Origin of the sequence: Chitinophaga sp. CF418 (assembly GCF_900142925.1) — a bacterium.
In the GTDB taxonomy this organism is placed as follows: Bacteria; Bacteroidota; Bacteroidia; order Chitinophagales; family Chitinophagaceae; genus Chitinophaga.
In genome coordinates this window covers 238,144-251,397 of sequence record NZ_FRCN01000004.1, presented here as the reverse complement: position 1 = coordinate 251,397, position 13,254 = coordinate 238,144, and the positions used below count along the sequence as shown (strand labels likewise).

The 13,254-nt window shown below is 42.8% G+C and carries 11 protein-coding genes; 7 read left to right on the top strand and 4 right to left on the bottom strand.

Translation table 11 applies throughout. The features are described from left to right. Positions 1-103 precede the first annotated feature (103 nt). From rpsD to carA, 5 genes are all read left to right on the top strand, one after another. Positions 104-709, top strand: coding sequence for a 30S ribosomal protein S4 (gene rpsD, locus F3I09_RS11135; protein WP_106604066.1), 606 nt, complete (start codon positions 104-106; stop codon positions 707-709). Between the two features lie 126 nt (positions 710-835). Beyond that, positions 836-1,831, top strand: coding sequence for a DNA-directed RNA polymerase subunit alpha (locus F3I09_RS11130; RefSeq protein ID WP_089835240.1), 996 nt, complete (start codon positions 836-838; stop codon positions 1,829-1,831). A gap of 69 nt (positions 1,832-1,900) precedes the next feature. Beyond that, entirely contained in the window at positions 1,901-2,380 is a 480-nt protein-coding gene (rplQ, locus tag F3I09_RS11125; protein WP_149695113.1) for a 50S ribosomal protein L17, read from the top strand. 172 nt (positions 2,381-2,552) lie between these two features. After that, positions 2,553-3,380, top strand: coding sequence for a hypothetical protein (locus F3I09_RS11120; protein WP_149695112.1), 828 nt, complete (start codon positions 2,553-2,555; stop codon positions 3,378-3,380). A 95-nt stretch (positions 3,381-3,475) separates the two neighbouring features. Next, complete coding sequence (gene carA, locus F3I09_RS11115) at positions 3,476-4,585, top strand: glutamine-hydrolyzing carbamoyl-phosphate synthase small subunit (RefSeq protein WP_149695111.1); 1,110 nt, start codon at positions 3,476-3,478, stop codon at positions 4,583-4,585. Positions 4,586-5,182: 597 nt separating this feature from the next. On the opposite strand, the gene F3I09_RS11110 is transcribed toward carA, so the two are convergent. Together F3I09_RS11110 and F3I09_RS11105 are read right to left on the bottom strand one after the other, a co-directional pair. Further along, entirely contained in the window at positions 5,183-6,409 is a 1,227-nt protein-coding gene (locus F3I09_RS11110; RefSeq protein WP_149695110.1) for a pyridoxal phosphate-dependent aminotransferase, read from the bottom strand. A 154-nt stretch (positions 6,410-6,563) separates the two neighbouring features. Continuing rightward, on the bottom strand, positions 6,564-6,953 hold the full coding sequence (locus F3I09_RS11105; RefSeq protein WP_149695109.1) for a DUF1573 domain-containing protein: 390 nt from the start codon (positions 6,951-6,953) through the stop codon (positions 6,564-6,566). Between the two features lie 208 nt (positions 6,954-7,161). On the opposite strand from F3I09_RS11105, the gene F3I09_RS11100 reads away from it, so the two are divergent. Together F3I09_RS11100 and F3I09_RS11095 are read left to right on the top strand one after the other, a co-directional pair. After that, entirely contained in the window at positions 7,162-9,561 is a 2,400-nt protein-coding gene (locus F3I09_RS11100; protein ID WP_149695108.1) for a thiamine pyrophosphate-dependent enzyme, read from the top strand. Between the two features lie 423 nt (positions 9,562-9,984). Further along, positions 9,985-10,695, top strand: coding sequence for a response regulator transcription factor (locus F3I09_RS11095; protein WP_149695107.1), 711 nt, complete (start codon positions 9,985-9,987; stop codon positions 10,693-10,695). Positions 10,696-10,769: 74 nt separating this feature from the next. On the opposite strand, the gene F3I09_RS11090 is transcribed toward F3I09_RS11095, so the two are convergent. Both F3I09_RS11090 and F3I09_RS11085 read right to left on the bottom strand, forming a co-directional pair. Beyond that, entirely contained in the window at positions 10,770-11,480 is a 711-nt protein-coding gene (locus F3I09_RS11090) for a YebC/PmpR family DNA-binding transcriptional regulator (protein ID WP_089835233.1), read from the bottom strand. A gap of 161 nt (positions 11,481-11,641) precedes the next feature. After that, positions 11,642-13,138, bottom strand: coding sequence for an amino acid permease (locus tag F3I09_RS11085; RefSeq protein WP_149695106.1), 1,497 nt, complete (start codon positions 13,136-13,138; stop codon positions 11,642-11,644). Positions 13,139-13,254: the final 116 nt, after the last annotated feature.

Genomic DNA, 13,254 nt, shown 5'->3' with positions numbered 1-13,254 from the left:
GCTTTCGAATTGCCGTTTAGGAATTTTATTAACAATGGGTGTATGATCAGGTTTAAGATTTTTTAAAGATCATATACCGAAACTAAAAAATCTAACAAAGAACATGGCAAGGTATACAGGACCAAAGACCAAGATCTCCAGAATTTTTGGAGAACCGATTTTAGGAAACGGTAAGTATTTAGGTAAGAACAGCAACCCTCCGGGTCAGCACGGTGTAACCCGTAAGCGTAAACAGCTGGGTGAATACGCGCTGCAGCTGCGTGAAAAACAGAAAGCGAAATACACTTATGGTGTGCTGGAGCGTCAGTTCGCTAATCTGTTCGTTGAAGCTAACCGTCGTAAAGGTGTTACCGGTGAAGTATTGATCAAATTACTGGAGGCTCGTCTGGATAACGCGGTATTCCGTCTTGGTATCGCACCTTCCCGTCCTGCTGCCCGTCAGCTGGTTTCTCACAAACATATCACTGTTAACGGTGAAGTTATGAACATCCCTTCTTATCAGCTGAAACCAGGTGATATCATCGGACTGAAGCCATCTGCAGCAACTAACACTGCAATTACCAGCAATATTCGTGGTAAGAATCCTAAATTCAGCTGGTTGGATTGGAATGAAAAAGAACTGAAAGGTACTTTCATTGCATATCCTGAGAGAGAGAGCGTTCCTGAGAACATTAAGGAGCAGCTGATCGTAGAATTGTACTCTAAATAATAATATGTCTTTAGCCGTTAAGCATGGGTCATTAGTTGCCGACGTAATATTCTTACGTGGGTTACTAAAGGCTGCATGCTAATGGCTAAAGGCAGTTTTACATCAACAATTAAACTTAACATATCAATGGCAATTCTGAATTTCCAAAAGCCTGATAAGATCGTTTTGCAGAAGTCTACTGACTTTGAAGCTCAATTCGAATTCCGGCCGTTAGAACCGGGTTATGGGGTGACTGTGGGTAACGCGCTGCGTCGCGTGCTGCTATCGTCTCTGGAGGGTTATGCCATTGTGGGAATAAAGATAGAAGGTGCAGATCACGAGTTTGCAACTTTAAAAGGAATCACTGAAGACGTAACTGAAATCATCCTGAACCTTAAACAGGTACGTTTCAAACGTATCGTTGAGAACGAAGTTAGCAACGAGAAGATTCAGATTTCTATTAAAGGGAAAACCGAGTTCCGTGCTGACATGATCGAAAAAGCTACCAGTGCTTTCCAGATCATGAATCCTGAATTGCTTATCTGTACGCTGGATCCATCTGCAAAGCTGGACATCGAGCTGACTATCGGTAAAGGCCGTGGTTATGTGCCAGCTGAAGAGAACAAACCTAAAGATGCCGTTTTCGGTTATATCGCTATCGACTCTATCTTTACGCCTATCAAGAACGTAAAATATAGCATCGAGAATACCCGTGTGGAACAAAAGACTGACTATGAGAAGCTGATCATGGAAGTGATCACTGATGGTACCATCCACCCGGAAGAAGCTGTAAAACAGGCTTCCCGCATTCTGATCCAGCACCTGATGATCATCACCGATGAGAACATCAGCTTCGATACTAAAGACACTGAGAAAGAAGATGTTGTGGATGAACAGACACTGCAGCTGCGTAAGATACTGAAAACGCCGCTGGAAGACCTGGATCTGAGTGTTCGTGCTTTCAACTGTCTGAAAGCTGCTAAGATCAACTCTCTGAGCGAACTGGTTCAGTACGAACAGGAAGAGCTGATGAAATTCAGGAACTTCGGTCAGAAATCCCTCAGTGAAATTGAACAGGTACTGAACGAAAGAGGTTTACATTTCGGTATGGACCTGTCCAAACTGAAATTAGACGAAGAATAGAAGAATTAATATCTAAATAAGTACCCTGTAATTCCTGACACGGTATAGGGGAATCTAAAACAAAACGTCATGCGTCACGGAGTAAAATTAAACCACCTCGGCAGAACTGCCGCACACCGCAAGAGCCTGATGGCTAACCTTGCAATGGAGCTGATCAAGCACAAACGTATCACTACCACTCTGGCCAAAGCCAAGTCACTGCGTGTGTACGTTGAGCCGCTGTTGACAAGAGCAAAAAGCGATTCTACCCACAACCGTAGGATTGTGTTCAGCTACCTGCAGGATAAAGAGTCCATCAAGGAATTATTCGGCGCTATCAGCGAAAAGATTGCTAACCGTCCTGGTGGTTATACCCGTATCATCAAGTTGGGTAAACGTGTTGGTGACAACGCCGAAACTGCGCTGATCGAACTGGTTGACTTTAACGAGATCTATGGTGGTAAAGCTGAGAAAGAAGCAGCTCCTGCCAAGAAAACTCGTCGTGCTGGCGGTAGCAAGAAAAAAGCTACTGAAGAAGGCACTGCAACTGAAGAAAAAGCAGCTGAGTAGTATCAGTTTTGCTTCAATTCATAAGGATCCCGGAGATTACTCCGGGATTTTTTTTTGCTTGATTTCCAGGCTGCTGCGAAAGCATAATATAGATTAATTATATTTTTTTGTAATATCGCATTCATATTGGAAATTATACGGGAAGATCCGTTTTAAAATCTCTCTATATCTTATGATTTACCTAAAATGTAAAAGCTGTGGGCATTACAATGAGCTCAAGTCAGAGTTTCTCACCTTTTGCGCTGAATGTGGCAAAAAATTGCCTACCAATTATGCTGAATGGAAGTTAAAAAGACCAGAAGGAAGTTTTGAAGACTTCCAGCGGGAAAAAGGAGTTAAACCCAAAAAAGCGAGAACCAATCCCCTGGGTGAACTGCAGCGGAAATATTTGGCGTGGGCCGGCCGTCGCGGAGCCATCATTACTGTGATATTAGTCATTGGCCTGGCAGCTGTGGCGGGTGGATATATTGGTAAGCGTGTTGTATTCAACCTGATCTATCCGAAAATAAACAAAGCATGGTTGTATTCTTCCTGGGAAACGGCCAAAATAGGGCGGCAGACCATAGAGATCAGTACACCTATGCATCTGGGGGTAAATGACAAGCCACTGGCCCCGGAAGTGTCACAGTTCGTTGAATACGCCAAGAGTTACAGGAACAGGGTAGAAGAGGGGATGCAGATTGAAGTGAACATGTACAGCTTCCGGCCGAATGTTTCCAATGATCTGGAGATTGCAGGGGCTGCTACTGCCGGCGAGATGAAAAAGAATGAGGAGATATCAGACCTGAAATATGAGACAGATACCGTTATGCAGAGTGGAATGAACGCCTTGTTACAGGAAGGTAGCTTTAATTATAAGAGTGGTATCAGGCTTTCTTTCTGTAATTTATTACTTGTAAATGGCCCACACCGCTGGGAAGTGGTGATTCGTTACCGGGAGGATGACACTACTGCTGCTGCTACCGCACATCGTATTATAAAATCGATTCATGTCAAATAATTGGAGGTAAAGATTAACAATTTATCGGGAGAAATCTCAATAGTTAATCTTTTATTCAATAACTTTGCACGATTTTTTAAAACGAAAAAATAAGCATGCCTCAGACAAGATCGATCCAGCCAGCCATACTGTTGTTAGACGACGGTACGGTATATCAGGGAAAAGCTTTTGGTAAAATTGGCACCGCCGCCGGTGAATTGTGTTTTAACACTGGAATGACAGGATACCAGGAAGTATTTACGGATCCTTCATATAAAGGCCAGGTACTGATCATGAATAACTGTTACGTAGGCAACTACGGCGTGAAGAAGGACGATGTGGAGAGTGACAGTGTGAAGATCAGTGGATTGATATGCAAGAATATTGCTTATAATTATTCCCGTCAGATGGCTGACGGATCGCTGGAGAAGTTTCTGGTTGACAACAACCTGGTAGCTATTTATGATGTGGATACCAGAGCCCTGGTTGCACATATCCGCAGCAAAGGAGCCATGAACTGTATCATTTCTTCCGAGATCCTGGATGTTGAGCAGCTGAAGGCAGAATTAAAGAAAGTGCCTTCAATGGAGGGACTCGCACTATGTGCTGAAGTGTCTACCAAAGAGGCATATAATGTGGGTGATCCGGCAGCTGATATCCGTATAGCTGTGCTGGACAACGGTGTGAAAAGGAATATGTTGAAATGTTTATCCGAGAAAGGTGCTTACCTGCAGGTGTTCCCTACAGACACAGCTTTCGAAGAGTGTGAGAAGTTCAAGCCACACGCTTATTTCATTTCGAATGGTCCTGGTGACCCTGCGCCATTGAAATATGCAGTTGATACGGTTAAAAAGATCCTGAATGCCAACAAGCCTATGTTTGGTATTTGTCTTGGACACCAGTTGCTGGCATTGGCTAATGATATTCCTACTTATAAAATGCATCATGGCCACCGCGGTCTGAACCATCCGGTTAAGAACCTGGCGACAGGACGTTGCGAAATCACTACCCAAAACCATGGTTTTGCAGTAGATCCAAAGGCAATAGCTGCGAGCCAGACGGTAGAAGTAACACACGTTAATCTGAATGATTCTTCGATAGAAGGCATCCGTATTAAGAATAAGCCGGCATTTTCTGTACAATATCACCCTGAGTCTACTCCGGGGCCATATGATAGTCGTTATCTGTTCGATGACTTCTTTAATATGATCAAAGAGAACATGTAAATTTTCTTCTGATAAATTTAAAAGAGGCGGCCTATAATCAGGACCGCCTCTTTTGTTTTATATAGATTTTAAAGGTTAAAGCCGGGAAGAGAGATAGTTATTTTTCTTAATAGATTGATTGTCAATATTATTTGAGGGTATTGGGCAAAAAAATACGGCTCTGTGATCAGAGCCGTTTGCCTTTATAAATTCCACGTTATGAAAAACTGATACAAAAATACGGTATTTAGCTAAAACGTTTTAGTATATCTTAAACTTTTTTACAAAAAGTTGATAACTTGTTTCTGAATGTTAATAACTCAAAGTTCAGAATTATAAAACGCTTCCTGAAATTATTAAGGTTAAATTTATGCTAAACAAGTCCACTATATCTTTCCTCTTTGATTCTCTCCGACCTGTTCAGTTGCCTTTCACAATTCAAATATACGAAGAAAATTAACGCAAAAAACATTTTTCATTATAAAAATCGAATTTTGCTACAAATAACCGCATATATTATTTTTATTAATGTAAAAAAAGGGGCTTTTGGAGGTAAAAATCAGCAAAACGGCAATAATCATATTATATAGATTTGTTTATAATATGATTATTGATCTCTTAATTCCCTTTTTCCAGTATTTCTTCCTTCAAGGCTACCCGTCCTGGATATACTTCTAATGCTTTCGCCAGGCAAATCATAGCATTCCTGATATCGTCCTTATTCAGTACATATGCTAGTCGCACTTCATTTGTACCCAATCCTGTTGTTGCATAGAATCCTGTAGCAGGAGCGAGCATCACAGTCTGCTGTTCATGGGAGAAGGATTCCAGTAGCCATTGACAGAATTTATCTGCATTATCAATGGGCAACCTGGCTATTGCATAGAATGCACCGCCTGGATTGGGACAGAATACGCCCGGGATATCATTTAGCATCTTTACCAATATATCACGGCGACTCTGGTATTCAGCCTTTATTCCATCAAAATAGTCCAGCGGAAGGTCTACAGCAGCTTCACCCGCTATCTGGGCAAAAGAGGGTGGGCTAAGTCTCGCCTGGGCAAATTTCATGACAGCATCGAGTACCGCTTGATTTTTGGTAACGAGGGCACCAATTCTTCCGCCACAGGCGCTGTAGCGCTTGGAGATAGTATCCATCAGGATAACATGATCTTCCAGGCCTTCCAGATTCATTGCGGAAAAGTGCTCGCCGGTATAACAAAATTCTCTGTATGCTTCATCAGAGAACAGGTAGAGATTATGTTTCAGACACAGCTCTTTCAGCACGGAAAGTTCTTTCTTGCTGTATAGATAGCCAGTCGGATTATTGGGATTGCAGATCATAATTGCTCTGGTCCGTGGAGTGATTGCTTTTTCAAAGGCATCCATGGCTGGCAATGCAAATCCGCTTTCTATATTGGCTGTTATTGTACGCACATTTATTCCCGCTTCAACGGCAAAGCCATTGTAGTTGGCATAAAATGGCTCTGGCACAAGCACTTCATCTCCAGCATCCAGGCAGGCCATGAAGGCAAAAAGGATGGCTTCTGAGCCTCCTGTAGTGACAATGATCTGCTGGTGATTTAGCTTAATGCCAAACCGCTCATAGTAGGTTACCAGTTTACGACGGTAACTTTCATTGCCTGCGCTATGACTGTATTCAAGTACTTTAAACTCCGAGTGGCGGACAGCATCCAGTACTGGTTTTGGTGTTTCAATATCCGGTTGCCCGATATTGAGGTGATAGACTTTGGTTCCTTTCTTTTTAGCTGTTTCTGCAAAAGGTACCAACTTCCTGATAGGAGAAGGAGGCATTTGTTCCCCTCTCTTACTAATGGTAGGCATAAATTGTCTTGATTTTGAGTATACAAAGGTAGTTGATATTAGGGGATCTGCGGGCTAAGTTCAGCGTGGAATCTGGCTTGGCTATAACAAAAAGGCCTTACAGCTCCAGCTGTAAGGCCTTTTTTATCGCTTATACGGGTAGTATCTGTATTGATTATTCAACAGTACCAGTCAGGTGCAGTTCTTTATCCTGATCAACACCTTTTAATCTTACCCAAACAGTTTTGTTCTGTTGGCCTAGGCTGTTAGCGGAATAGTTAGCAGTGACTTTACCTTTTTTACCTGGCAGGATTGGTTCTTTGGTCCAGCTAGGAGTGGTACAACCACAACTTGCACGTGCTGTTTCGATCAAAACAGGTTCTTTTGTGGTATTGGTAAATTCGAAGTCAACTGATACTGGTTTGTTCAGTTTAGTTTTACCAAAATCAATAGTTTCCTGTTTGAATTTCACTTTGGCATCAACAGGATTACCGGTCTGTGTTTGCGCCCAGAGAGCAGTGGTTAACAGCATGCTCGCAAATAGGGATAAGATAAATCTTTTCATGTATAATGTGGTTTTAAAACGATTGGTTAAATAATAGATCATCGTTTAACTTAGTAACAAATTTACAGCCAAAATTGATGCAGCACCAAAGAATTTATTAAAATCTTATTAAAAAAAATCAAATTATTTTACGCATTACATTTTCAGACGTTTCGCAACTGTATAATTAACTATAATTAACCTTACTTTTGTACTTTAACCAAGAGGCATGATAGAAAACAATGAACTGACTATGAATACGGAAAGCCGGTTATCATTCGATGAATTTCGGAAGGAAGTACTGGATGATTACCGCCTGGCTTGCGAAAGCAGGGAAGTTAGTCTGCTGGCCCGTAAGGAAGTACTTACAGGAAAGGCCAAGTTCGGTATTTTCGGAGATGGAAAGGAAGTGGCGCAGATCGCCATGGCCAAGTATTTCAAGCCTGGAGATTTTCGCTCAGGTTATTACCGGGACCAGACCTTTGCTTTTGCCAGTGGTATTGCCACACCAGAACAATTCTTTTCGCAGATGTATGCCGATCCTGATCTGGCCAATGAACCATTTTCAGGTGGACGCCAGATGAATTCCCACTTCGCGACTCCAAATCTTGGAAAGGATGGCAATTGGCTGGATCTTACGCAGATTAAGAATACGGCCACGGACATGTCTCCTACTGCTGCACAGATGCCGCGTGCGCTGGGATTGGCTTTCGCATCCAAGCTTTTCCGGGATGTGGAAGTGTTAAAGGATTTCTCAAAACTGTCCAATAATGGTAATGAAGTTTGTTTTGCTACCATAGGAGATGCTTCTACTTCTGAAGGTCATTTTTGGGAGACAATGAATGCCGCCGGTGTACTGCAGGTGCCATTAGCAGTTTTTGTATGGGATGATGGTTATGGCATTTCGGTTCCGCGTAACTATCAGACCACTAAAGATTCGATCAGTGCCGCTCTTGAAGGTTTCCGTAAAACGGAAGATTCAAACGGTTTTGACATATATAATGTGAAGGGATGGGATTATGCCTCCATGTGTGAAGTGTTTGAAAGCGGTATCAGGAAGATCAGGGAAACGCATATACCGGCATTGTTCCATGTTGAGGAAATGACCCAGCCACAGGGGCATTCCACCAGTGGATCTCATGAGCGTTATAAGAGTAAAGAGCGTCTGGCATGGGAAAAAGAGTTTGACTGTAATCACCAGATGAGGCAGTGGATCCTGGAAAATGCACTGGCAGATGAAGCTACCCTGCTGTCTATAGAAGCTGAAGCCAAAACAGTAGCACAGGACGCCCGCAAAAATGCATGGGAAAAATACATCACACCTATTCGTCAGCAGGTGCAACAGGTGGTGATGCATGGCCAGGCAGTAGCAGCTTTGCCGGGGGTGGATACCGGGATGATAAATAATCTGGTGCACGAGCTGCAGACAAATCGTGAGCCGCTAAGAAGGGATGTACTCAAAACTGCGTCTACCATACTAATTTATCATAAGAAGGTAAAAGCGCCAGTAATGGATGCTTTGAAACGTTTTTATGATGATCTGCTCAGCCATGAAAAGGAAAACTACAATTCCCTATTGTATGCAGAAGGAACAAACTCCACGGTGAATGTGCCGGTGGTACCGGCTGTCTACGATGAAGATTCAGCCACTGTAAATGGATATGAGGTATTGAACAAATACTTCGACCAGCTAATAGAAAATAATCCCAAAGTATTCGCGTTTGGTGAAGACGTGGGTAAAATAGGCGATGTAAATCAGGGATTTGCCGGCTTACAGCAGAAGCATGGAGCACAGCGGATCTTTGATACAGGCATACGGGAGCTTACCATTATGGGGCAGGGGATAGGCATGGCCCTCAGAGGCCTTCGTCCAATCGCTGAAATACAATACCTCGATTACCTGATATATGGGCTGCAGCCACTTAGTGACGATGTAGCCAGTTTACAATACAGAACAAAGGGCATCCAATATTGCCCGATCATCGTGCGTACGAGAGGCCACAGGCTGGAGGGGATCTGGCATTCCGGCTCTCCGATGAGCATGATCCTCGGATCTTTAAGGGGCATGAACGTTTGTGTACCGCGTAATATGGTACAGGCCGCGGGTATGTACAACACACTGCTGTCAGCTAACGAGCCTGCACTGGTAATTGAATCCCTCAACGGTTACAGGCTGAAGGAGAGACTACCCCACAACCTGAGTAGCTTCACTGTGCCTTTAGGGGTACCGGAAACAATACATGAAGGCACTGACATCACGATTGTTTCCTACGGATCTACCCTGCGCGTGATTGAAGAAGCTATGCAGACGCTTGAAAAACTGGGCGTTTCCTGTGAGCTGATTGACATTCAGACATTATTGCCTTTTGATACAGGTCATAAAATAGTAGAGTCACTGAAGAAAACGAACCGGATACTTTTCGTTGACGAAGATGTGCCTGGTGGCGGTAGTGCCTATATGTTCCAGCAGGTGATGGAACTACAGGGCGGATACAAATGGCTGGATGTGGCACCAAGAACCTTAAGTGCACAGGCGCATCGTCCTGCGTACGGCTCAGATGGTGATTATTTTTCCAAGCCTAATGTGGAGGATGTGATCAGAATAGTAATGGAAATGGTAGAAGAATAGTTTTTTAACTATAAAATGAAAACGCAAGGCTTACCGGCCTTGCGTTTTTGCATTTAAATGAGGTTGTAGGTTTAAGAAGATGTTAATGCAGTATACAAATATTATGAAATACTTTCATGATAGATCCATTAAAATATAATTGAATGATTATTTAATATAATAATATCGTTGACTCCGGAAGCTAACATTAACCAAATGTTATTTCCTATTGTGAATGATAATTAATATATTAGACATGCTTATTTTTCGTTTGGTCAGGAATGAACGAAATGGATGAAGATAATAGGTGTTGTGCAGCCAAAATTTAAAAGAATAAAACTAAATTGGATAAACATTTAGTCCACGTTAACAGTTAATAATTCGTCATTTTGTTAGGGCTTGTCAGGAATGACTTCTAAATTAACCATCAACCCAAATCCATTTATGAAAGCAGGAGTTCTGTTAGTAGAAGATGACCATTTTTTTGCCAAAGTTATCAAGAGCCACCTGGAAAAGGCGGGATATCTGGTTGTGCATTGTTCAGATGGAGAGGAAGGTTGGAATACCTTCCTGGAAAGACCATTTGACATCTGTTTACTGGACGTCGTAATGCCCGGGATGGATGGGTTCGCACTGGCAAGGGAGATCAGGGATAGAAATGATAATGTTCCCATTATCTTTACTACTTCACGATATATGGAGCAGGATAAGCTTAATGGCTTCGAATGCGGCGGGGATGACTACCTGGTGAAACCATTCAATATGGAAGAACTGCTTTGCCGGATGGATGTATTTATGAAAAGAAGCCGCCTGCTTCAAAACGATAAACAGATTGTTTTTAAGCTTGGATCACTCATTTTCAATTATAGTGAGTTTAAAATCTACCATCCTCCAACTTGCGGAACTATTAACCTGCCGCCAAAAGAAGCCGAACTGCTGAAGTTCCTTTGTGATAATCCTAACAAAAGGCTGAAAAGAGAGGGCATTTTGCTGAGTGTATGGGGGAATGATGACTTCTTTACAGGGCGCAGTATGGACGTTTATCTCACACGTATACGCAAGCACTTTAAGCTTGATAATAGCATTAAGCTCGAAACTATTCACGGCAAAGGCTTACGTCTTGTGATCGAAAGCGAGGTATGCCGCGTACTTTGATATACAAATCAATGGATAAAAGGAAATGGCCTTGTCTCAGACAAGGCCATTTCCTTTTATTGTAATTACAGATATTAACGCAGATTGTGGAATACCTGCTGTACGTCGTCATCCTGCTCCAGACGATCGATCAGTGTCAACACTTCTTTCGCCTGCTCTTCGTTCAATTCAACTGTTGTGGCAGGAATACGCTGCAACTCCGCACTGATAGGAACAATATTCCTTTCTTCCAGTGCCTTGGACATGTTACCGAACTCGGTAAATGGCGTATGCAGTATGATATTACCTTCGCTATCTTCTCCTATTTCTTCCAGACCGGCATCAATCAGTTCAAGTTCCAGCTCTTCCAGGTTCTGTCCTTCATTTTTAATCTTGAAAACACCCGTACGGTTGAATAAAAAGCCTACAGAACCGCTATTACCCAGGCTGCCGCCTTCTTTGTTGAAGTGCATACGCACGTTAGCCACTGTACGGGTGGGGTTATCTGTTGCTGTCTCAACCATTACTGCCACTCCATGTGGCGCATATCCTTCGTAAACAACTTCTTCATAATCAGTCTTGTCTTTGCCCATTGCCCGCTTAATAGCCGCTTCTACACGGTCTTTAGGCATGTTAACACCTTTGGCGTTGGCAAAACATCTACGAAGAGCGGGGTTATTATCCGGATCAGGACCTCCCTGTTTCACCGCGATCGCTATTTCCTTTCCTATCCTGGTAAATTGTTTGGCCATCCTGTCCCATCTGGCAAACATGGTGGCTTTTCTTACTTCAAATATTCTTCCCATATTGGGTATAATTAATTATTTAAGAAAATCGAGACGCAAAAATAGTCACTTTTATAGTAATAATGACTTCCTCCGGTTGCTTAACTCAGCAAGGCCGGAAATTCAGACTACCAATGCAGCATGAATTCCGGCCTTGAGATCTTTATTGTGAAATAACCTGATTATAATTTTCTGGCCTTACTGTGCTTAACGCTATAACCAAAGTAAATAACAAAGCCGATCAGCAGCCATACGATCAGTCGCGCCCAGTTTTCAATACCCAGGCTGACAATCATTGTCAGACAGAATATAGAACCCAGGACAGGTACAAACGGTACCCATGGTGTTTTGAACGCACGCTGTAATTCCGGGTTGGTTTTTCTCATTACTATCACACCCAGACAAACCAGTACGAAGGCGAACAGGGTACCGATACTGGTCATATCACCTACCACACTGTCTGGAATGAAAGCCGCGAAAATGGATACAAACACGAAAAACAATGCCTGTGATCTGTAAGGAGTGCGGAATTTCGGATGAAGGTTAGAGAATACTTTTGGTACCAGGCCATCATTTGACATGGAGTAGAACACCCTTGTCTGGCCTAACAGCATTACCAGGATCACAGAGGAAAAACCTGCGAGGATAGCAATAGTCACAAAAGTGGACAACCAGCCATATCCGTGCATGTAAGTATCAATTGCATAAGCTACGGATGCCTCACCACCTTGTCTCAGGAAGTCTTTATAAGGAGCGATACCAGTCAACACATAAGAGAAGAGAATGTACAGCAACGTACAGATAGCCAGTGATACCAGGATACCGATAGGCATGTTCTTCTTTGGATTCTTTGTTTCCTGTGCAGCTGTTGATACGGCATCAAAACCAATAAACGCAAAGAATACAACTCCCGCGCCTCTCAATACCCCAGGTATACCATGATACCAGAAATCACTGTAGTTGATCACTTTACCATTGTGCATAGTTACAGAACCAGCATCTGCAGGAATGGTGAATGGCGTGTGGTTAGCAGGATTGATAAACTGCCAGCCCAGGAGGATCAACAGGATTACGATGGCTACTTTTGTGATAACGATGACGTTATTAACAATAGCAGAACCTTCAATACCACGGATCAGCAATAAAGTGAGCAGTAATAATATGAAGACTGCAGGTATGTTCATGATACCATGTACACCTGCATCAGATATTTCAAATGGGCTATGAGACCACTGATAAGGTATGACATATGCTGCCCCGAAAACCTTTTCAATGAGTTTATTCAGGTATTGAGACCAACCAATGGCTACTGTAGCGGCGCCAAGCGCATATTCCAGCACAAGGTCCCATCCGATGATCCAGGCGATGAACTCACCCATTGTTGCGTAAGAGTAGGTATAAGCACTACCGGCAATAGGGATCATAGAGGCAAACTCCGCATAGCAAAGACCTGCCAGGGCACAACCAATAGCAGCGATAACGAAAGAAATCGTAACAGCAGGACCGGCGTGTTGTCCGGCAGCAGCAGCTGTTCTAACAAAAAGCCCCGCACCAATGATAGCGCCTATTCCCAAAGCTATAAGTGATGCTGCCCCTAATGTACGTTTAAGGCCTTTTTCAGATTCGGATGCTTCAGCTAATAACAGGGAGAGTGGCTTTTTTACAAAAAGTTTGCCCATACTAAAGAGATATTGTGGTTGACGTTTAAGTGGTTTAGTTGTTGTTTCGTTTTATTACAGATCGCCAAATATAAATATCAAAAAGCAAACCCTGAGCTTTTATTTTATAAATGAAG